Origin of the sequence: Bradyrhizobium sp. SZCCT0231, from assembly GCF_018130245.1 — a bacterium.
GTDB lineage: Bacteria > Pseudomonadota > Alphaproteobacteria > Rhizobiales > Xanthobacteraceae > Bradyrhizobium > Bradyrhizobium japonicum_F.
On record NZ_JAFCKP010000001.1, the window covers coordinates 980,986 to 999,940 of the forward strand.

At 64.5% G+C, this 18,955-nt stretch carries 15 protein-coding genes; 8 read left to right on the forward strand and 7 right to left on the reverse strand.

Annotation, left to right across the window (positions count from 1 at the left end; genetic code table 11):
* The 6 genes from JQ566_RS04385 to JQ566_RS04410 form a co-directional block, all read right to left on the reverse strand.
* Complete coding sequence (locus tag JQ566_RS04385) at positions 1 to 2,211, reverse strand: ABC transporter permease (RefSeq protein ID WP_212370435.1); 2,211 nt, start codon at positions 2,209 to 2,211, stop codon at positions 1 to 3.
* On the reverse strand, positions 2,204 to 2,986 hold the full coding sequence (locus JQ566_RS04390; protein WP_212370437.1) for an ABC transporter ATP-binding protein: 783 nt from the start codon (positions 2,984 to 2,986) through the stop codon (positions 2,204 to 2,206). Before JQ566_RS04390 ends, JQ566_RS04385 begins: the two co-directional genes overlap by 8 nt.
* Positions 2,979 to 4,061 (reverse strand): branched-chain amino acid ABC transporter permease, encoded by a 1,083-nt coding sequence (locus JQ566_RS04395; protein ID WP_212370439.1) that lies wholly within the window; start codon positions 4,059 to 4,061, stop codon positions 2,979 to 2,981. Before JQ566_RS04395 ends, JQ566_RS04390 begins: the two co-directional genes overlap by 8 nt.
* A gap of 1 nt (position 4,062) precedes the next feature.
* Positions 4,063 to 5,073 carry a branched-chain amino acid ABC transporter permease gene (locus JQ566_RS04400; RefSeq protein WP_212370441.1) on the reverse strand — a complete coding sequence of 337 codons (1,011 nt, stop codon included), beginning with the start codon at positions 5,071 to 5,073 and terminating at the stop codon, positions 4,063 to 4,065.
* A 299-nt stretch (positions 5,074 to 5,372) separates the two neighbouring features.
* A complete protein-coding gene (locus tag JQ566_RS04405; protein WP_212370443.1) occupies positions 5,373 to 6,200 on the reverse strand; it encodes an AraC family transcriptional regulator in 828 nt (275 codons plus the stop codon).
* 124 nt (positions 6,201 to 6,324) lie between these two features.
* Complete coding sequence (locus JQ566_RS04410; RefSeq protein ID WP_212370444.1) at positions 6,325 to 7,575, reverse strand: ABC transporter substrate-binding protein; 1,251 nt, start codon at positions 7,573 to 7,575, stop codon at positions 6,325 to 6,327.
* A 322-nt stretch (positions 7,576 to 7,897) separates the two neighbouring features.
* Between JQ566_RS04410 and JQ566_RS04415 the strand changes: the two genes are divergently transcribed.
* Positions 7,898 to 9,022, forward strand: coding sequence for a mandelate racemase/muconate lactonizing enzyme family protein (locus JQ566_RS04415; RefSeq protein WP_212370446.1), 1,125 nt, complete (start codon positions 7,898 to 7,900; stop codon positions 9,020 to 9,022).
* Between the two features lie 898 nt (positions 9,023 to 9,920).
* Here JQ566_RS04415 and JQ566_RS04420 read toward each other — a convergent pair.
* Complete coding sequence (locus JQ566_RS04420) at positions 9,921 to 10,109, reverse strand: hypothetical protein (protein ID WP_212370447.1); 189 nt, start codon at positions 10,107 to 10,109, stop codon at positions 9,921 to 9,923.
* Between the two features lie 179 nt (positions 10,110 to 10,288).
* On the opposite strand from JQ566_RS04420, the gene JQ566_RS04425 reads away from it, so the two are divergent.
* From JQ566_RS04425 to JQ566_RS34945, 7 genes are all read left to right on the forward strand, one after another.
* Positions 10,289 to 10,798, forward strand: a complete 510-nt coding sequence (locus JQ566_RS04425) for a sigma-70 family RNA polymerase sigma factor (RefSeq protein ID WP_212370449.1) — start codon at positions 10,289 to 10,291, stop codon at positions 10,796 to 10,798.
* Between the two features lie 114 nt (positions 10,799 to 10,912).
* Positions 10,913 to 11,890 carry a FecR family protein gene (locus tag JQ566_RS04430; protein WP_212370451.1) on the forward strand — a complete coding sequence of 326 codons (978 nt, stop codon included), beginning with the start codon at positions 10,913 to 10,915 and terminating at the stop codon, positions 11,888 to 11,890.
* 178 nt (positions 11,891 to 12,068) lie between these two features.
* Positions 12,069 to 15,443, forward strand: coding sequence for a TonB-dependent receptor domain-containing protein (locus tag JQ566_RS04435; protein ID WP_212370452.1), 3,375 nt, complete (start codon positions 12,069 to 12,071; stop codon positions 15,441 to 15,443).
* A gap of 104 nt (positions 15,444 to 15,547) precedes the next feature.
* Positions 15,548 to 16,177, forward strand: a complete 630-nt coding sequence (locus tag JQ566_RS04440; protein WP_212370453.1) for a biliverdin-producing heme oxygenase — start codon at positions 15,548 to 15,550, stop codon at positions 16,175 to 16,177.
* 367 nt (positions 16,178 to 16,544) lie between these two features.
* Positions 16,545 to 17,477: a tonB-system energizer ExbB gene (gene exbB / locus JQ566_RS04445; protein ID WP_434057810.1), complete on the forward strand. Its 933-nt coding sequence runs from the start codon at positions 16,545 to 16,547 to the stop codon at positions 17,475 to 17,477.
* A 5-nt stretch (positions 17,478 to 17,482) separates the two neighbouring features.
* Positions 17,483 to 17,968, forward strand: a complete 486-nt coding sequence (gene exbD, locus JQ566_RS04450) for a TonB system transport protein ExbD (protein WP_212370455.1) — start codon at positions 17,483 to 17,485, stop codon at positions 17,966 to 17,968.
* Positions 17,965 to 18,783, forward strand: a complete 819-nt coding sequence (locus tag JQ566_RS34945; protein WP_212370456.1) for an energy transducer TonB family protein — start codon at positions 17,965 to 17,967, stop codon at positions 18,781 to 18,783. The genes exbD and JQ566_RS34945 overlap by 4 nt, the downstream gene beginning before the upstream one ends.
* Positions 18,784 to 18,955 lie beyond the last annotated feature (172 nt).

Sequence of the window (18,955 nt, forward strand, 5' to 3'; positions counted from 1 at the left end):
TCACCTCGCTAGTCTCCGCCGCGCGCCGGCGCGCCCGAACAGGGTTCGGAAAGCACTGACGATGGCGGCGGCGAAATCGGGATCGTTGATGTTCTTAGGCGTGCGAATGAGCTGGCGATTGCCGGTCTGCCGCACCGTGCGCTCCAGAGTGCGGAACAGCGCAGCGTCGGCGTCCGGATCCCAGAATGGCCGGCCCCGCGCATCGAGCGCGGAGACGCCGCCCTCGGGCAGGAAGAAGCGCACCGGGCCATCCATCTGGTTGAGCCGCTCGCCGATCCAGCGGCCCATGCGCTCGTTCTCTTCGGCCGTCGTCCGCATCAACGTCACCTGCGGATTGTGGACGTGGAACTTGCGGCCACGGTAGCGCTCGGGAATGGTGTCGGGCGCGCCGAAATTGACCATGTCGAGCGCGCCGACCGAGCCGACATAGGGCAGGCGGCTACGGATGATCGCGCCAAAGCGATCCTCGGTTGCCGGGAACACGCCGCCCATCAGAAGGTCGCAGACTTCAGTCGTGGTGAGGTCGATGATGCCGGCGAGCTGGCCGGACTCCACGAGCTTTTCCATGGACCGGCCGCCGACGCCGGTGGCGTGGAAGACCAGGCATTCGAAATCGTCGCGCAGCTCGGCCGCAATCTTCTGCACAGCCGGCGTGGTGACGCCGAACATGGTGATGCCGACCGCAGGCAGCCCGCTGGCCGCGCGCTCCGTCGCGGCACGTGCATCGAGCCGCGCCTTGACCATGCCGGCGAGCGCATTGGCACCGTTGGCCAGCACCGCGCGCGAGATCGAGTTCAGCCCCTGCACGTCCGTGACCGAATACATCATCGTGATGTCGGCTGGGCCGACATAGGGCCCGACGTCGCCGGAGGCGACCGAGGATATGATCAGCTTGGGCACGCCGACGGGGAGCGCCCGCATGCCCGGCGCGACCAGCGAGGCCGCACCGGAGCCGCCCGCCGAGATCACGCCGGCGACATTGCCCTGGCGCCGCAGCCAGTTGGCGAAGGCATCCGCCATCGCGGTCACGGCTGCGCCGCGGTCGGCGCCGAATACGGCTGCCCCGCCGCGGCCGTGGTTCAGCGCGATCTCCTGCGCGGAGACATCGCAGGATGAATGCTTGCCGCTGGTCGAGACGTCGACCAGCCGCGTGCGCAGTCCGCTTTCCGCGACGATGTCGCGGATGTAGCGCAGCTCCACGCCCTTGGTGTCGAGCGTGCCGACGACCAGCACGACGGGCGGGCCCGAGGCCTGGGCCGCCACCGGTTCGCGCTTGCGCCGCGCCGTCTCGTCGAGCCGCGCGACTTGCGTCGAGAGCGTCCGCGCTGCGGCCTCGATGCGCGCAATCGGCACCGGTTGCGACCATCGCGTCGGCAGCGTCGGGTTGGAGATGTAGATGCGAACCGGTCCGTCGCGGCGTGGCGCCGGCGCCGGTTTCGCTTCGACGCTGGAGGCGGCGATGTCGATCTCCGGCTCGAGCTCGGCGTGAAGTCCCACGCCGAGCAGGCGCTGCTGGAGTTCGCGGTCCGCGGCAAGGCGCGCGGAGTCGATGATGCGGTTGATGCGGCCGTTGACCATGATCGCGACGTTGCGCGAGATTGCGGTGGCCACGCCGATATTCTGCTCGATCACGAGCACGGACATGTCGCCGTCTTCGCCGAGCCGCAGCAGCATCTCCTCGACCTGCGCGACGATGACGGGCGCGAGGCCTTCGGTCGGCTCGTCCATGATGAGCAGGTGCGGATTGGTGAGCAGCGCGCGCGAGATCGCCAGCATCTGCTGTTCGCCCCCGGAGAGCTGGCCGCCGCCGTGATCCCTGCGTTCGGCGAGGCGCGGGAAGGTCTGGTAGATGCGCTCGACGGTCCAGGCGCCGGAGCGCATGCCGCCAGCAAGCCGCAGATGCTCATCGACACTGAGCGAGCGCCACAGGCGGCGTCCCTGCGGTACGTAGCCGACGCCAAGTCTGGCGATCTGAGCCGGCGGCCGCCGAGTGACATCCTCGCCACGGACGCGGATCGATCCGCCGCTCACGCCCACCAGACCCATGATCGCCTTGCACAGCGTGGTCTTGCCCATGCCGTTGCGGCCGACGACGGAGAATACGCCGCTCTCCAGCGTGAGATCGACGCCTTGCAGGGCGTGGGAGTGGCCGTAGTAGACGTCGAGGCCGCGGACCTCGAGCGCAGGGGAAGAGCGGCGGGTCTCATTCATGGCCGCCTCCGAGATAGAGCTCCTGCACTTCAGGGTCGGACTGGATCTCCTGCGGCAAGCCCTCCTTGAAGATGCGGCCGTTGTGCATCATCGTGACGCTCTCGACGACGCGCAGGGCGACGTCCATGTCGTGCTCGATGATGATGTAGCCGATATGGGCGGGCAGGGAGGTCAGGATCTCGATCAGCTCGGCCCGTTCGGTCGGCGACAGGCCTGCGGCCGGCTCGTCGAACAGCACGAAGCGCGGCGCACCGGCGAGTGCGAGCGCGATTTCGAGCTGGCGCTGCTGGCCGTGCGCGAGCTCGGCCACGCGCTGGTCCTTCACGGCGGACAGATGCACGGCCTGGACGAGATTGTCGGCCGCGTGCATCAAGGCATCGTTCTGTCCCGGGCGCAGGAACGAGAAGCGTCCCCGCGAGACGCCGCGGCAGGCGAGATAGACGTTGTCCTGCACGGTAAGGCCGGGGAACAGCGCCGGGATTTGGTAGGTGCGGCGCAGCCCGCGGCGGATACGCTCATAGGGCGGGAAGTGCGTGACGTCCTCACCGAAGAAGCGGATGGTGCCGGAGGAGGGCGGGAAGTCGCCGGTGATGCAGTTGAACAGTGTGGTCTTGCCGGCGCCGTTCGAGCCGAGCACGGCGCGCCGTTCGCCGGGACGCACGGTGATGGTGACGTCGGTCAGCGCTGCCAGCGCGCCGAACATGCGCGTCACGCCGCGCAGCTCGAGCGCTGCGGCGGCGCCGACCGCGGAGAGGCGATGAGCGACGCTATCCATGGCGGCGCCCCCCGCTCGAAGATGGCGCGTTCGAACCCTGACGCTGACGCCAACGCTGCCACAGTCCGATGACGCCGTCCGACGACCAGAACACGATGGCGAGGAAGCCGAGCCCGATCAGCAGGCGGAAGCGGTTGCCGTCGAGCCCGAGCCTGACCAGGAAGTCGAGTGCGAAGGTGCGCAGCAGCACGAAGATCAGCGCGCCGATGAACGGACCGATCGGGCGCGTGATGCCGCCGACGACGGCGATGATCAGCACATCGATGCAGGCACCGACGCTGACCGAGCCCGGCGAGATCTGGCGATAGTTCCAGACCTGGAGGACGCCGGCGAGCGCGGCCACGAAGGACGCGAAAGCATAGGCGGCGATGCGGTGCGCATTGACGTTGAAGCCGAGCGCCGCCATGCGCCGCGGATTGTCGCGTACGCCCTGAAGCGCAAGGCCGAAGGGCGCGCGCGAGAGATATTCGACCGCGAAATAGCAGAGCGCGGCGACCGCGAGCACGATATAGTAGAAGGGGATGTCGGCGCGCCAGTTGACGCCCCAGAAGTGCGGCGTGGCCACGGTGTTGATGCCGGTATGGCCGTTGAAGATCGCCCAGTTCTGGTTGGTGAAATAGTAGAAGGCAGCTCCGATCGCGAGCGTGATCATGATGGTGTAGATGCCTTCGGTGCGCACCGCGAGCGCGCCGCCGAGCGTGCCGAACGCGGTCGCAAGCGCCAGCGCCATGGGCACCGCGAGCCACCACGGCCAGCCCAGGCTGATATTGGGATTGCCGCTGACGCCGAACACGGCGACCATGTAGGCCGAGAAGCCCGCAATGGTGAGCTGCATCAGGCTGACCATACCGCCATAGCCGGCGAGGAACATCAGGCTCAACGCAATGACGCCGAGGATCAGCGTGGTCGCGAAGATCTCGATCAGGAAGAAGCCGTTGGCGATCAGCGGCATGATCACGAGAATGGCTGCGACGATCCACGCTGCGGGATTGTTGACTTCCGGCCATGTCCGCGCCGGGCGCTGCGCCATCGTGGCGGGGCGTACGGCGACGCGGGCATCGTGGGCGAGTGACATCTCAGCGCCTCGCCAACAGGCCTTGCGGCCGGATCGCCAGCACCAGCACCATGATCAGGAAGGTCACGACGATGGCGTAGGTCGGGATGTAGACCGAGCCGAGCTGCTCGGCGAGGCCGATGATCAGCGCGCCGAGCGCGGCGCCGGGGATCGAGCCCATGCCGCCCACGATCACGACGACGAGGGAAGCCAGCAGGAAGCGGATGTCCTCGCCGGGCGACAACGACTGGAAGGTGCCGCCAACGACGCCGGCGATGCCCGCAAGCCCTGCGCCGAACGCGAATACAGCGACGAAGACGAGCTGGATGCGCACGCCGGTCGCGGCCAGGATATCGCGATCGTCGACGCCGGCGCGAACGATCATACCGATCCGGGTGCGGTTGAGCGCGAGCCACATCGCGACGCCAATCACCACCGAGGCGACGAAGATCACGAGCCGTACCAAGGGATATCTGAGATAGACCGGCTCACCCGAGGATTTTATCGCCGTGATCAGCGGCAGCTCTATAGGACCGATCAGCCAGCCCGGGGTCTGGATCTGGTAGAAATCGCCACCGCAGGCCCAGAGCATCAGATCGGCAAACACGATCGACAGCCCGATCGTCACCATGGTCTGTCTGAGATCCTGTCCCTCCATCCGGCGGAACACGATCACCTGGAGCAGGACGCCGACCAGGGCGGTCAGGATGAAGGCGACGATGAAGCTGAGGATCCAGGAGCCGGTCGATGCGCTGATGGCGTAGCCGACATAGCCGCCGAACAGATAGAGCGAGCCGTGTGCGAGGTTGACGTTGCGCATCAGGCCGAAGATCAGCGTGAAGCCGCTGGCGACGAGGAAATAGAGGCCTCCGAGCGTGATGCCGTTGAAGAGGGCGTTGAGGAAGACCCGCTTGCGGCCGATCGCCTCTTCGAGCCCCGGCGGCCAGATCGCGAAGATCATCCAGAGCACGATCGCAATGGCAATGATCGCGATCAGCGCCCAGGCCGGATGGCGTTCGACAAAGCGGCTCATGTGCGCCGTCCTGTTTTCACCTCTCCCCGCTTGCGGGGAGAGGTCGGATTGCGCTCAAGCGCAATCCGGGTGAGGGGGGCTCTCCGCGAGTCAAACTGCCACCGCGCTTGCGGAGACCTCCCCTCACCCCAACCCTCTCCCCGCAAGCGGGGCGAGGGGGCAGGCAGACCGTGACCGGCTGCTAGCCTCGCCATGAACGTACGCTCCCGTCGGTCGCGATCATCTCGGGATCGCGTTGCCTGCATCCTAGCCAGGCGGCGACGGTGACGTTTGATCGTGAGTATCTTTTCGTGCCGCGGTCAGGCGCGCAAAACCTTGGCTGCGCGACGATAATCGGTCGGGGCCATCCCGACATTGGCGGCGAAGAAGCGGGTGAATCCGCTTTGCGAGGAGAAGCCGAGATCAAAGCCGATGTCGGCGATCGGCGTCTCGCTCGCCACCAGCGCCTCGAGCGCCTGTTCCATGATCAGCGTATTGAGATAGAGGTTCGGGGTGACACCGGTCTGGACGCGGAACAGCCGGTAGAAATGCGGCCGCGACAGGCCGGATTCGCGCGCGATGGTGTCGAGCTCGATCTCGGCGCCGGGACTCTCCGACATCATCTTGATGCATTTGCGCACGCGAAAATCGGTGACGGAGCCGCTTGCGCGCGGATCGCGCGCGACCACGGCCTGCTGCCAGCTTTCGTCGTAGCAGATGTCGATCAGCCTCCTCAGCTCGGAATCGAGGCTGGAGAGCGATGGTGCGCCGCACACGAGCGCGGCGGTCCGCCTGATGTGCTTGTCGAGTGCAGGCGTGCGCCTGAACTGGGTGCGGCCGAACCGCAGACGGTCGGAGCCGGAAGCGTCCGGCGCGAACCATTCGGCATTGACGTAGAGCACGAAGAAGATGGCGCCGCCGTCGAGATCGGCCGGCAGGAAGTTGTGCGGCTCCCAGGGATTGACGGCGACGACGGAAGATTCGGTGAGATCATAGTGCCCGTTGGAGACATCGATGCACGCCGGCATGCCGCCGACATGGAAGATCAGATGACCTTCACGATGGGCGTGGATATTGAAAGGGCGGTTCAACTGGTAAACCGTCGCCCGGCCGAAGCGGCCGTGGAAGACGGCGAGCGCACGGCTCATGCCTTCCCCTCCCGGATCTTCTTGTCTTTTCGGCCAGCGTTCAACAACGTCGCCGAGATTGCAAGAGCGGAGAGCGACCGCGTCAGCAAGTCGCTCTCCGCTTACACCGTGCAGGCGTGATGCGTCAGTATTTCTTACATTCCGGGACGGTGCGGCTCGGCAGTCCGATCTTGGAGAACACGGCCGGATCATAGCCGAGCGTCTGGTTCACGTTCGGGATCACCTTCACGACCTTGCTGAACAGCGCACCCTTGCCGTCGTCGACGACTTCGGTGACGAAGTTGGTGCCGATCGCCTGGCGGTTGGAGTCGAGCTTGATCTTGCCGTTCGGCGCATCGAGCTCGATCTTCGCCAGTGCTTCCCTGAACTTCGCCTGGTTGTTGGAGAGATCGCCGTTGACCTGACGCAGCGCGAGGATCAGCGCCATGGTTGAATCATAGTAGTTGGTGGCCAGCAGCGACGGGCTTGGGAAGCGCTTGTTGGGCGGGAAGGCGTCCTGATAGGCCTTCACGAACTTCTGCCAGCCCGGATCCTCCCAGGTGTCGGCCTGACCGCTCGCCGCAATGGTTCCGATCAGCGCGTTCTTGGCGTTGCCCTTCGACGACAGGATGGTCTGGTCGATCATGATGGAACCGCCCATCAGATGCGCCTTGCCGCCGGCCTGCTGATACTGGTTGAGGAAGTTGACGGCATCGGCGCCGCCGAGCCCGAGATAGATGGCGTCGACGTCGTCGGGCAGGGCGGCAATCACGGAGGCGAAGTCCTTCGTGCCCAGCGGCACCCATTGTCGGTTGGTGACCTGTCCGCCCATTCCGCAGAATTCGAGCACGAGCCCGAACACCTGGGTGTAGATGAAGGAATAGTCCTCGCCGACGGTTGCGATCTTGCGATACTTCTTTTCGTCATAGGCGTATTTGCCGAGGCCGACCTGCCACTGCGCGCCGTCCATGTTGTAGCGGAAGAAGTTCGGGGCAGGGTCGACATAGGTCGTTTCCTGCGCGCCGGATGCCGCATTGATGAAGGTCAGCTCGGGATGGGTCTTGGCAAAGTTCTTCACGGCGATGCCTTCGTCGCCGGAGAGCGGCGACAGCAGGATCTGCACCTTGTCCTGCTCGATCAGCTTGCGTACGGCGCGCACGGCCGAGTCCGGCGTTGCGTCGGTCGAGGCGACGATGAACTCGAGCTCCTTGTTGCCGACCTTCTTGCCCAGCACGTTGAGCGCCGTCTGGTGGCCGCGCATGCCGTCCTCGCCGAGCACCGTGTAGGTGCCTTCGAGCGTAGCGGTCACGCCGACCTTGATCTTTTCCTGAGCGATCGCGGCGCCTGAAAGAAACAAGCTGCTCAGCGCGAGCAGTCCCACACTGCATTTCGACATTGTACTCCTCCCCTGTGTCGTCGATTTGTCGCCAACCGGCGCGACGCCCGCGGCTCTCAAGGGCTCGCGGATTTGACGTGAAAGCTAGCCGAAGTTGCATGCGGTGCACGCGTGGGCGCCCCGTTCGGCTTGACGGGCAGTCTCATTTTGGATGCTGCGGCGCAAATGATTTCGCGGTGCAACAGGTCGCGGGTGCGCCAAGGCCGCGCCGTGGAAGGCGCGTTTTCCGGTGTTCACTGACATCAAGCAGGAAGGTGACTTCGCGCGCGCCCGTTGAGATAGTGGCACTGCGTGGTCTTCTCCCGATCGCAGGATCCGCGACATGACTGACGGCTTCACCATCCGCTCGATCGAGGCGTTTTGCTATCGTTATCCGCTGGCGACGCCGGTTGTGACGTCGTTCGGCAAGATGCTCAACCGTCCCGCCGTCTTCGTTCGCGCTGTCGACGAAGACGGCGTCGAGGGATGGGGTGAAGCTTGGTCCAACTTTCCAGCGCCCGGCGCTGAGCATCGCGCCCGGCTCGTCAACGAGGTGCTTGCACCGGGCCTTGTCGGTCGCAAAATTGGCAGTCCTGCTCAGGCTTTCGACATCTTGACCAAGGGCACCGAGGTGCTGGCGCTCCAGTGCGGTGAACCGGGACCATTTGCGCAGGCGATCGCGGGTATCGATCTCGCGCTGTGGGATCTCTCCGCACGCCGCCAGCGTTTGCCGCTTTGGCGGCTTCTGGGCGGGCAGTCCGACACGATCAAGGTCTATGCCAGCGGCATCAATCCTGGGGGATCCGCGCAGGCAGCGGAAGCCGCGCTCGCGCGCGGCCATCGCGCGCTGAAGCTGAAGGTCGGATTCGGCACCGAGACCGACCTTGCCAATTTGGCCGCGCTGCGCGGACTTGTCGGCGCCGGCATGCTTGCCAGCGATGCCAATCAGGCCTGGTCAATGGCGCAGGCGCTTCAGATGCTGCCGCGGCTTGCCGAATTCGATCTGCGCTGGCTGGAGGAGCCGATCCGCGCCGATCGCCCGCGCGAGGAATGGCGCAGGCTGCACGCCGCAGCGCAGATGCCGATTGCCGCCGGCGAAAACATTTCGAGCGTCGAGGCCTTCAAGGACGTTCTGTCCGAAGGCGTGCTCGGCGTGGTTCAGCCTGATGTTGCGAAATGGGGCGGCCTCAGCCTCTGCGCCGGGCTGGCGCGCGACATCCTGGCCGCGGGCAAGACGTTTTGCCCGCACTATCTCGGCGGAGGTCTCGGCTTGCTTGCCTCCGCGCACCTTCTCGCCGGTATCGGAGGTGATGGCTGGCTGGAAGTCGATGCCAACGACAACCCGCTGCGCGATCTGTTTTGCGGCTCGATCATCGACGTGAGGGAAGGGACCGTTAAGCTTGGCGAAGAGCCCGGGCTCGGAATAGTGCCCGATCTTGCCTCTATCGAGCACTATCGCAGCATCTAAAGCGGAATGGCTTTAGGTTGAATCGATTGCCGCGGGGGCGGTCACCTCTCCCGCTTGCGGGCAGGGCTATCGCATTTGAGAGCTTCTCCGTGCGGCCATCCTTCGAGACGCCCGCTTTAGGCGGGCTCCTCGGGATGAGGACGGAGTGCGCGGCAGCAGTTTCAACGGGCACTGACGCCGATGAGCCTCATCCTGAGGAGGCGCGTAAGCGCCGTCTCGAAGGACGAGGCGGCGCAGGCCGCCGCAGCATTGGGCACATTGTGGTGATCGATCGGAGTGACCTCGCCAACCTGGGCGACGGGGCCTGTTTCGTCATGCTGTCAATGCCTCTCCGGAAAAAGATTCCGCTTTACCGAAATTCGGAAATGGCGTATGTATCGCCTATCCCGGCTCATTCTTGAGGGGCGATCGTGCTGATCGTCATGTTCGCGAGCTGGGCTTGCGGTGGACGCGGCAGCGTCGTGTACGAGAAGTCTAGGGCAGGGCGGATTGCTCTCCGTGAGCCCGAGGCTGCGTGCGGACGAACGGCGTTGTCAGGTTCGTCTCGCCTGTAAGTTTCCGGCTCCGTCGACAGGGCTGGGAAAACTGCGGCGAAATGGCGGGCCGTGCGTACGGCAAAACCGTGTGGTCCTGGCCGTCGTTGCTACGGTCAAGCTCTTGCGGAGGCGGCAGTCGCGTCAACCGGCGCGATGGCTGGTGAATTTCGCAAGCGTGAGGGAGGCCAGAAGGAACTCGGCTCCCGGGAGAGCGCGGCATAAGCCGTCCGACCATCGCGCAGGGAAGGCCGAGTGATTGGCACCACCTGTATGCTGCTGTGCGGTTCTTCCTGCGTGTGCTTCTTGCGCAGCGGACCGCGGGTGCGAGGTCAGCACCGGTCTTCCCTGCGCCCTCTGGGCTTTCAGAGGGTGAGCGACGAAGCAAAGCTCGGGCAAATCCGCCGCGAGAATGCGGAGGTGTGTCCTTGAAAGAGGTGTTGGCGCATCGCGATGCTGATCTCTTCAAGCAGATCCTCGTTGCCAATGTCTGCGGGCCATGTTCTGCAATCCGTCCGCCGCGTGATCGAGCCGGATGACGTCGCTTCGGCCATCCTGGCCTGTGCCACTCACCTCAAGGCCAGTACCCCCGCCGGCCGGTTGAGACCGCACATGGTGCAGTGCCTCGCGAAATTGGAGGTGCTCTAAGATATCGATGTTGCGCCACTAATCTCCTGAACGTATGACATGCCTGTCCGCGCCGGTGTGTGGATGCTGTGTGTTTCGGATTCAGATGTCCGATCTAGTGGTTGCCCCTATCGCGGCGCTGATCGAAGCGTATTACGGAGAATTGCGGTCCTACGCCTCCCGCAAGCTCCGCAACCCCGTTGCTGCCGAAGATGTCGTGCAGGAAGCCTGGTTGCGATTTGCCAGCTCGGGCAACGACAAGATCGCCAATCCGCGTGCGTATCTCTACCGGCTCGTCGGCAATCTCGTCATCGACCAGCAGCGCCGCGAGCAGACCCGCCTTGGCGCGGCGGCTCAGCCTTCCGATCATCTCGATGTGGTTGACGAGACGGCCGACACCGAGCGGCAGCTCATGGCGAGGCAGCGGCTGGCGCTTCTGACCAAGGCAGTTTTCGAGCTGCCGCCCCGGTGTCGCGATTGCTTCATCCTTCGACGCTTTGACGACCTCGAGCCGGACGAGATCGCCAAGCGTATGGGAATCAGCCGGAATATGGTTGAAAAGCACCTCCGGCACGCGCTCGTTCACTGTACCAGGCGTCTGAGCGAAGGCGATTGATTTTTTCTCCCAGCTGACCTCCTCTGTTTTAGAATTGCTCCGTCTTAGAGAGTGAGATGGCGGGCGATCGCCACTCTTGCGGCGCTGTTTTCATGCTGGAACGACGAATCATCCATGAATGACGGGGAGAAGCCGACGGCCCTGGACGAGGCGGCGGAATGGTATGTGCGCCAAGACGCCGGGGTGCTGGATGCTGGCGAGCAGGCGCGCTTCCGGGCATGGCTGATGCAGCCGGCCAATCGTGCGGCCTACGAGAAAGTCGCCGGCACCTGGGACGATCTCGGCCGCATCCCGCGTCCCGGACTAAGCACAGGATTGCCGCAACAGGGCGATGTCCGCACGGTCCCGCTTCGGCGGCATCCGTCTCGCACATCCCGGCCCCGCCGCTGGGCGCTCGCTGCGGCGGCGGTCGTGGTGGCCGTCACCGCCGGCTATGCGCTCGACCTTCCCATGCGGCTCGAGGCAGATGCCATGACGGCGACCGGCGAGGCCCGGATCGTGACGCTGGATGATGGCAGCAGCGTCGCCTTGAACACTGCGAGCGCCATCGCCGTCGACTATTCGCGCGAGCGGCGGCGCATTCGCCTCTTGCGCGGCGAGGCCGTGTTTACCGTCGCCAAGGACGCCGCGCGGCCGTTCGTCGTCGCAGCCGCATCCGGCGAAGCGGTTGCGCGCGGCACGGTGTTCGCCGTCCGCAAGGACGACGAGGCCGCGACGGTCACCGTGCTGGAAAGCCATGTGGGCGTGTCCTATCCGGCGGCTGGCCGAACGGCGGTCGAGCTTGCCCCAGGCGAAGCGCTCGATTATTCGCGCCGCGGACTCGGCGTCGTGCGGGCCGTCGATGCCGATGCGGCGACCGCCTGGCGACGCGGCAAGCTGATCTTCGTCGATCGTCCTCTCGGGGAGGTGATCGCGGAGCTCAATCGCTACCATTCTGGACGGATTCAAATCATCGACGGCTCCATCGGGAGCCATCCGGTCAGCGGTGTCTTCGATACCAAAAATCCTCTGCAAGCACTGGAGGTTATCGAGCAGACTCTCGGTCTGCACTCGACGCGGCTGAGCAGCCTTCTGATCTTGCTGCATCACTGATCAGGAAAAACTTCGCTTCGTCGACCTCCTCTTTTCCAACGCTCCTGCGTCTCACTCTCGGAAGGCGACTGCACCGGCCCGCGGCCGGTGCGAGTTGCGACGGTGAAGTGACGGGGGCGTGGTGTTGGGGACGAGTACGAGGAAATGGATCGAGGTAGCATTCCTGGCGACGACGGCGATGTTTGCGACGAGCATGGTATCGTCGGCTGCCATTGCGCGGACTGCGCAAAATCCGAGCAGCGCCGCCGTCCGAACCTATGCGATTCCGGCCGGACCTCTCGCCGCCGCGCTCAATCGCTTCGCCGACGCCTCGCAGCTTCAACTGGTCTATAGCGGCGTCATCGCGCGCGGCCGTCAAACCGGCGGTCTGAATGGTGCGTTCACGCCGCAGCGGGCGATAGCGCAGCTTCTGACGGGATCAGGCCTGTCCTATCGCTTCACCAGCGGCAGCGCCGTCACGATCTTCGATCCGGCAGACAAGGAGGCCAGCGCGCCGCCTGCCTCCGACGGTTCGCTCGTGCTGGATACGATCGACGTCACGGCCAAGCGCTCCGACGGCTTCACGCCCGATACGCCCTATGAGACGCCCGGTTCCGTCTCGCATGTCTCGCGCGAGCAGATCGACCGCGTGCCGCCGACCTCTGCCGGCGACGTGTTCGTCAACACGCCCGGCGTGATCTCGGCGGGCAGCCATGTCGGCACCTCGATCAATCCCAACATCCGCGGTCTTCAGGGCATGGGACGCGTCGCGACCATGATCGACGGTGCGCGGCAGACCACGAGCTCCTACCGCGGCTATATCGGAAATCGCGACGAGACCTATGTCGATCCCGACCTGATCGGCGGCATCGACATCTCCAAGGGGCCGAGCACCGGCGTCGGCGTCGGCGGTATCGCCGGCACGATCAACCTGCGCACCCTCGATGCGGGCGACATCGTCAAGAACGGCCAGTCCTACGGTGTTCGTCTCAAGGGCACCGTCGGCACCAATGCGGTGACGGAACGCGCGCCGAGCTTCCTGTCCAGCACCACGATCAACCCAGTCAGCGAGGGCCGTCCATCGTTCTTCAACGGCGGCTCCCAGTCAGGCAGTGCGGCCGTTGCAGCGATCAAGGAGAACTACGAATTCGTGGTTGCCTATTCGAAGCACGTCCAGGGCAACTATTTCGCCGGGACGGACGTGCCTGCCGGCATCACCTTCAAGCCGGCGGCGAACGCCAATGCGCTCGTCGGCCCCGGCCAGGAAGTCTTCAACACGTCGGAGAATACCGACTCGTTCCTGGCCAAGGGAAAGCTGAAATGGGGCGACGGCCAGTCTCTCGAGCTCGGCTACCTCTCGTACAATTCGCGCTATGGCGAGCTCGACGAGCTCAGCTATCAGTTCGCGCTGAACTCGGGGATCCTGCAATATGGCCAGTTTCCGCTCTCGGAAACGCATGTCGATACCTACACGGCCAAGTACAAGTTTCAGCCATCGGACAATCCCCATGTCAACTTCCGGGCCAATCTCTGGCTGAGCGACGTGGCATCGGAGCGTCATGGCCTACTGCCGGGGCCCTCGGGGGTGACGACCCTTGGCGGCGATACCGGCAACACGTCGGTGTTCGCCACGCCGCTCGGCCAGCTCACCTGGGACAATGGCGTGGAGTTCACGCGCGAGCACGCGACGGCGGAGCAGTTCGCGAGTTCGATTACCGGATCGGAAGGCTGGGAGACCAACGGCCCCTCGGGCGTGCGGCTGATGACCGGGACGTTCAGCAACGCAAGCCTGAAGCCGATCGGCTGGCTGACGCTTTCCGCTGGACTGCGCTACGACCACTACAACTCCGAGGGGGAGGGGTATCTCACCAAGTTTCCGGATCGCTCCGGCGGACGCGCGAGCCCCAATGCCGGCATCACCATTTCGCCGGTTGAAGGCATTCAGTTCTACGGTCAGTACAAGGAAGGCTTCCGTCCGCCGAGCCTTCGCGAATCCCATTGGCACTATCAGGGGCTGCTCTGGAACAATCCGAACCTGCAGCCCGAGATCTCCAAGAACTACGAAGGCGGCGTGAACATCCTGCGCAATGACGTCGTCCGCGCCGGTGACAAGCTTCGCGTCAAGCTGTCCTATTTCGACAATCACTACGACGATTACATCGTCCGCTTCCAGACCGGGGACGAAGGCGTCACGGGTGATCGCAAATATCAATGGTACAACATCCACGGCGCAAACTTCCGCGGCGTCGAGATCTCCGGCGGATACGACGCAGGCTCGCTCTTCCTCGAAGGCAATTTCACGAAATACACGAAGATCGAATATTGCGAGACCGCCTCCACCTGCGCGCCGCCGCTCCCTACGGCGGTTGCCAGCGCGACGGGTGCACTCAAGAACGACTACGCCGCGAACTATATCCCGCCGGAATACGCCGGAAGCGTCACGGCGGGCATCCGGCTGTTCGACCAGAGACTGACATTGGGTGCGCGGACGCAATTCTCCTCGGCGCGCTCGGGCAGCGTCTGGCCGCAATCCGGCACGGCGACGTTCACCTGGCCGTCGTACCGCGTATACGACCTCTTCGGCAGTTACAAGATCGACGCCAATTCCATCGTGAACTTCAGTGTCGAGAACATCACCAATCAGTACTATTTCGGCGCGCTCACGTCGATCAGCGTCCCGTCCCCAGGCCGTACGGCCCGTGTCAGCTACACGACGACGCTGGACGACACCAGTCCGCTGGTTCGCAAGCTCCCGGAGGTCAAACTGGGCAATGCCTCGTACGGCGCCCCGGGGAGCGACTGGACCGGCGTCTATATCGGCGGGCATCTCGGCTACGGCCTGGGCAAGAGCCGGGGAGTAACCAAGACCGGCAACGGAACGTCTGATGCCGTCGCCGCGACGGAGTCGGCCAACGTCGACGTCTCCGACCTGACGAGGGGATTCCAGGGCGGATTCAACTATCAGTTCGCCAACCGCCTGGTGATCGGCGCCGAGGGCGAGTTCTCCTGGACCAAGCTGAGGGCCACGCAGGAGGCCATCGCAACCGAGTCGCCGCGGTTGGCGGCGGGCAGCTTCCTCCAGGCCAAGACCGACTACAGATTCGATTGGACGGCATCGCTGCGTGCGCGGCTCGGTTACGCCTTCGATCGCACCTTGTTCTATGCGGCAGGCGGCATCGCGTTCCTGAACGAGACCGAAACGCGCACGCAGTATCTGGCACAGACCGGAGCGGTGGCCGGCACGCAGGTGAGGTTCATGGAACAAGCCTCGGCGATACGCCGCGGTTGGACCTTGGGCGCGGGCTTCGAGTACGCGCTCACCAATCATTGGACGCTGAAGGGCGAGTATTCCTATGACCATTTCGGCAATCAGGATTTCCTTTTCCCGAGTGCCACCGCCGGCGCCATGGGTCCATCGACCGTGAGGGTCTGCGTTGTGTTCCTGCCGAACGGCACATGCCGGATCTACACCAACCGGACAGTGCCGGGCTCCTCCCAAACCACGAACGGACGCAAGGCGGAGAACGACCTCGACCTGCATGCAATCAAATTCGGCGTGAACTACCGCTTCTGATCGTTCCGATGGTGAGGACAGCAATCCGGAGACTTCGACATGACGAGCGAGCAAGCACCACTTTCGGATCAGATCAATCGCGCCTTCAGGGAGAACTAGCGAGCATGACCACCACCGACATCGAAACGCCTCTCGAAACCAGCCGGTCCAGACGCCTCAAAGCTGAAACGGAGGCGCAGCACAACAGTCTCGATGAATCGATCATGGCGCAAAGCCCTTTCGCCAGCCGTGAGAGGTATGGCCGCTTCGTCAACGTGCAGCATGAATTCCATCGAACGATCGATCCGCTCTATTCCAGTCCGAGGCTCGGTCAATTGCTGCCCGACCTCTCAAGCCGGCGGCGGTTTGGATTGATCGAACAGGATCTGAGCGATCTGGGCATCGCGCCGATCGTCGTCCGCGACGAAGTCGAATTCAGCCATGGGGACGCCGGGATCGACCTGCCGACGGCGCTCGGCTGGCTCTACGTCGCGGAGGGCTCGAATCTCGGCGCGGCGTTTCTGCTGAAGGCGGCCGGAAAACTCGGGTTGTCGGAGACGTTCGGCGCCCGCCATCTGGCGGCAGCTCCAGAGGGGCGCGCCGCGCATTGGAAGGCGTTCACGGCGGCGCTCGATGCCGTGAATCTCTCCGGCCCCGAGGAGGAACGTGCCGTCGCCGGAGCGCGAGCCGCCTTTTCCCGCGTGCAGCATCTGGTGTCCCGTCTGCTGCATCCAGCGGCGGGGAAATGGCGGTGAGCGAAGCGACTGGCAAGAGGCCATGATGAGCGCTGAACTGGTGTTTGCTGGATTGTTTTTTGTCTTCTTGAACACTTGCACGGTGATCACATGCCTGCCCGAAGGAAAGCGCCTTTGGGTCATGCAAGCGATCGTAGCATTCGTCGTCAGCGTCTTCGTCAAGGGCTTTCCTCCGCGCGAGGATGGGCTAACCGCAAGCCAGCAAAAACTGATCGTTTCAGAAGCTAGCCAGCCAGCGGTGCGCATCATCCGCCGAACGGTCGGTGACGCGGAGGATGCGCGGACGTCGAACGCCTCCGTGAATGTGAACTGGAAAAGACGATGGGAAGGACGTGACATGACTCGCTCGGAGAAGCGGCGTTGGACGATGACGGCGATCGTGCTCATCGTCGCCTTGGCATCGGGATTGTCCTGCGCGATGGCAGAGCAGCCGGACACGCTGCCTGCCGCGAGCCTCGCCGCGCCGGCCAGCCAGTCGGTTTCGGCAGAGGGCGCAGAGGCGGTCAAGCCGACCCCGGCCGGGACCGTCTCGGCCGTTCGTTCCGAGGTCTCGTCGCGGAGCCCGGACCCGCGCGCCAGCATGCCGCATGACCTGTCACCGCTGGGAATGTTTGCTGCCGCCGACTGGGTGGTCAAGGCCGTGATGGTCGGCCTTGCCTTTGCGTCGCTTCTGACCTGGATGGTGCTGTTCGTAAAGGCGGTCGAAATTGCCTGCGCCCGGGCCCGGGCTCAACGCGCGTTCGACGTCATCACGGCTTCGGACAGCCTCGCCGCAGCCGAATACGCACTGATCGAGCGCGGTGGGCCAACCGCCTTCATGGTGCGGTCGGCCAGCGAAGAAATGGCGCGCTCGGCGGCGGCGCTGGACTTCGCCGGGAATGGTGGTCTCAAGGAGCGTGTCGTTTCCAGCCTTGTTCGTATCGAGGCCCAGGCGGGCCGGCGCCTGACCCGGGGCACCGGGCTCTTGGCGACGATCGGTGCGACCGCTCCTTTTGTCGGCCTGTTCGGGACGGTGTGGGGCATCATGAACGCCTTCATCGGCATCTTGCAGGCACAGACCACCAATCTCGCCGTGGTCGCGCCCGGCATCGCCGAGGCCCTGCTCGCCACTGCGATGGGCCTCGTCGCGGCGATTCCGGCGGTGGTCCTCTACAATGTGTTCGCCCGCTCCATCACCGGCTATCGCCAATTGCTCGCTGACGCGGCGGCCGGCGTCGAACGCCTCGTGAGCCGCGATCTCGATTTCCGCAAGGTTCCGGACTCTGCGCAGCGGGCGGCACTTCCGCTGGCAGCCGAGTAGACGTCATGGCCGGTGGCATACGCGAACGCTTCGATGACGGACTCGAAGAGAGCCACGAGATCAATGTCACGCCGTTCATCGACGTGATGCTGGTGCTGCTCATCATCTTCATGGTGGCGGCTCCTCTTGCGACAGTAGATATCCATGTCGACTTGCCGGCGTCGACCGCCCAGCCTGTGCCGCGTCCCGACAGGCCACTCTATCTGTCGCTGAAGGAAGATCTGACGCTCGCTCTGGGCAATGATCCGGTGGCGCGCGAGGGTCTGCAAGCGGCTCTTGACGCGGTTACGCAAGGCAACAAGGACACGCGCATCTTCGTGCGAGCCGACAGGACGGTCGACTACCAGCATCTCATGGAGGTGATGAACCTGCTGCGGGGAGCCGGCTACCTGAAGGTCGCGCTGGTCGGCCTCGAGGTCACATCCGCACCGGCGCGGTTCGACGCCGCCGTTCCCGGAAAAGCTCCGACGCCATCGCCGGGTGCACCGTGAATCGTTCCGGCGGATTCGTCACGCGCGAGGTCAGGCTTGCGGAGGCGGTGGTCTGGGTCTCCGGTGCAGTCTTCACGCTTGCGTTCCATGCAGGGATCGCAGCCTGGCTGCTGCGATCCGACCTCGTGGTTGCCGCCGCCGACGCGCCGCCCATGGCCGTCATGATCGAATTGGCCGAGACGCCGCAGGCGGCGATGACAGAAATGAACGAGCTCACGCCGGCGTTGAGATCCGTCGAGGAAAACGTCGCCCAGCGTGACCAGAAGCAGGAGGAGGTGCCCAAGGACCCGCCGCCCGAACCGACGGTCGAGCCCGAGCCTGTCGAGCAGGTGGTCAGGGAGAAGACGCCACACCTGGAGAAGGTCGAGGTTTCGCTACCGGCGGCTGCGCCCAAAATGGAAAAGCCAACGCAGAATCCAAAACCGCGCAAGGAGCACGCCGCAACGGAAGTCCAAGCTGCGATCCGCGCCCAGGCGCAAGCGCAGCAATCGAGCCGCACCGCTGCTGCGCAGACGGCGTCTGGGGCCTCTTCGCTGTCACCTGCCAGCTGGCAATCGCTCCTGATGGGACATCTGGAACGGCACAAGCGCTATCCGTCGGGCGCCCAGTCGCGCGGCGAGGGCGGCATAGCCTATGTGCGCTTCTCCATCGATGAGAGGGGCAATGTGCTCTCCGCAAGCCTCGCCCGTTCGGCAGGCTCGGCTGAACTCGACCGAGAGGTGATCGCGCTGGTGCACCGCGCCTCGCCGGTACCGGCACCTCCGGCAGGTGCCAGGCGATCCATCACGGCGCCTGTACGCTTCAGCACGCGATGACAATTCATGGTTCTGCTGCAAGATGGTCTGTGTGACTCCGGCATCCGGGCCGTCAGGTGCATTTGTTCTTTCGGCCCGTCGGTGCCACATGCAGCGCTGTTCGCTCCACTTATAAAGGAAGGGGGCCCTGCTAATTGCGTACAAGCGGAGCGGCAGCTGTTTGCACAGAGCC

What these genes read in the sequence shown, in the direction of transcription:
- JQ566_RS04385 (WP_212370435.1), bottom strand. Translation starts at nt 2,211, where the DNA reads ATGAATGAGACCCGCCGCTCTTCCCCTGCGCTCGAGGTCCGCGGCCTC.
- JQ566_RS04390 (WP_212370437.1), bottom strand. Translation starts at nt 2,986, where the DNA reads ATGGATAGCGTCGCTCATCGCCTCTCCGCGGTCGGCGCCGCCGCAGCG.
- JQ566_RS04395 (WP_212370439.1), bottom strand. Translation starts at nt 4,061, where the DNA reads ATGTCACTCGCCCACGATGCCCGCGTCGCCGTACGCCCCGCCACGATG.
- JQ566_RS04400 (WP_212370441.1), bottom strand. Translation starts at nt 5,073, where the DNA reads ATGAGCCGCTTTGTCGAACGCCATCCGGCCTGGGCGCTGATCGCGATC.
- JQ566_RS04405 (WP_212370443.1), bottom strand. Translation starts at nt 6,200, where the DNA reads ATGAGCCGTGCGCTCGCCGTCTTCCACGGCCGCTTCGGCCGGGCGACG.
- JQ566_RS04410 (WP_212370444.1), bottom strand. Translation starts at nt 7,575, where the DNA reads ATGTCGAAATGCAGTGTGGGACTGCTCGCGCTGAGCAGCTTGTTTCTT.
- JQ566_RS04415 (WP_212370446.1), top strand. Translation starts at nt 7,898, where the DNA reads ATGACTGACGGCTTCACCATCCGCTCGATCGAGGCGTTTTGCTATCGT.
- JQ566_RS04420 (WP_212370447.1), bottom strand. Translation starts at nt 10,109, where the DNA reads ATGGCCGAAGCGACGTCATCCGGCTCGATCACGCGGCGGACGGATTGC.
- JQ566_RS04425 (WP_212370449.1), top strand. Translation starts at nt 10,289, where the DNA reads ATGTCCGATCTAGTGGTTGCCCCTATCGCGGCGCTGATCGAAGCGTAT.
- JQ566_RS04430 (WP_212370451.1), top strand. Translation starts at nt 10,913, where the DNA reads ATGAATGACGGGGAGAAGCCGACGGCCCTGGACGAGGCGGCGGAATGG.
- JQ566_RS04435 (WP_212370452.1), top strand. Translation starts at nt 12,069, where the DNA reads ATGTTTGCGACGAGCATGGTATCGTCGGCTGCCATTGCGCGGACTGCG.
- JQ566_RS04440 (WP_212370453.1), top strand. Translation starts at nt 15,548, where the DNA reads ATGACCACCACCGACATCGAAACGCCTCTCGAAACCAGCCGGTCCAGA.
- exbB (WP_434057810.1), top strand. Translation starts at nt 16,545, where the DNA reads ATGACGGCGATCGTGCTCATCGTCGCCTTGGCATCGGGATTGTCCTGC.
- exbD (WP_212370455.1), top strand. Translation starts at nt 17,483, where the DNA reads ATGGCCGGTGGCATACGCGAACGCTTCGATGACGGACTCGAAGAGAGC.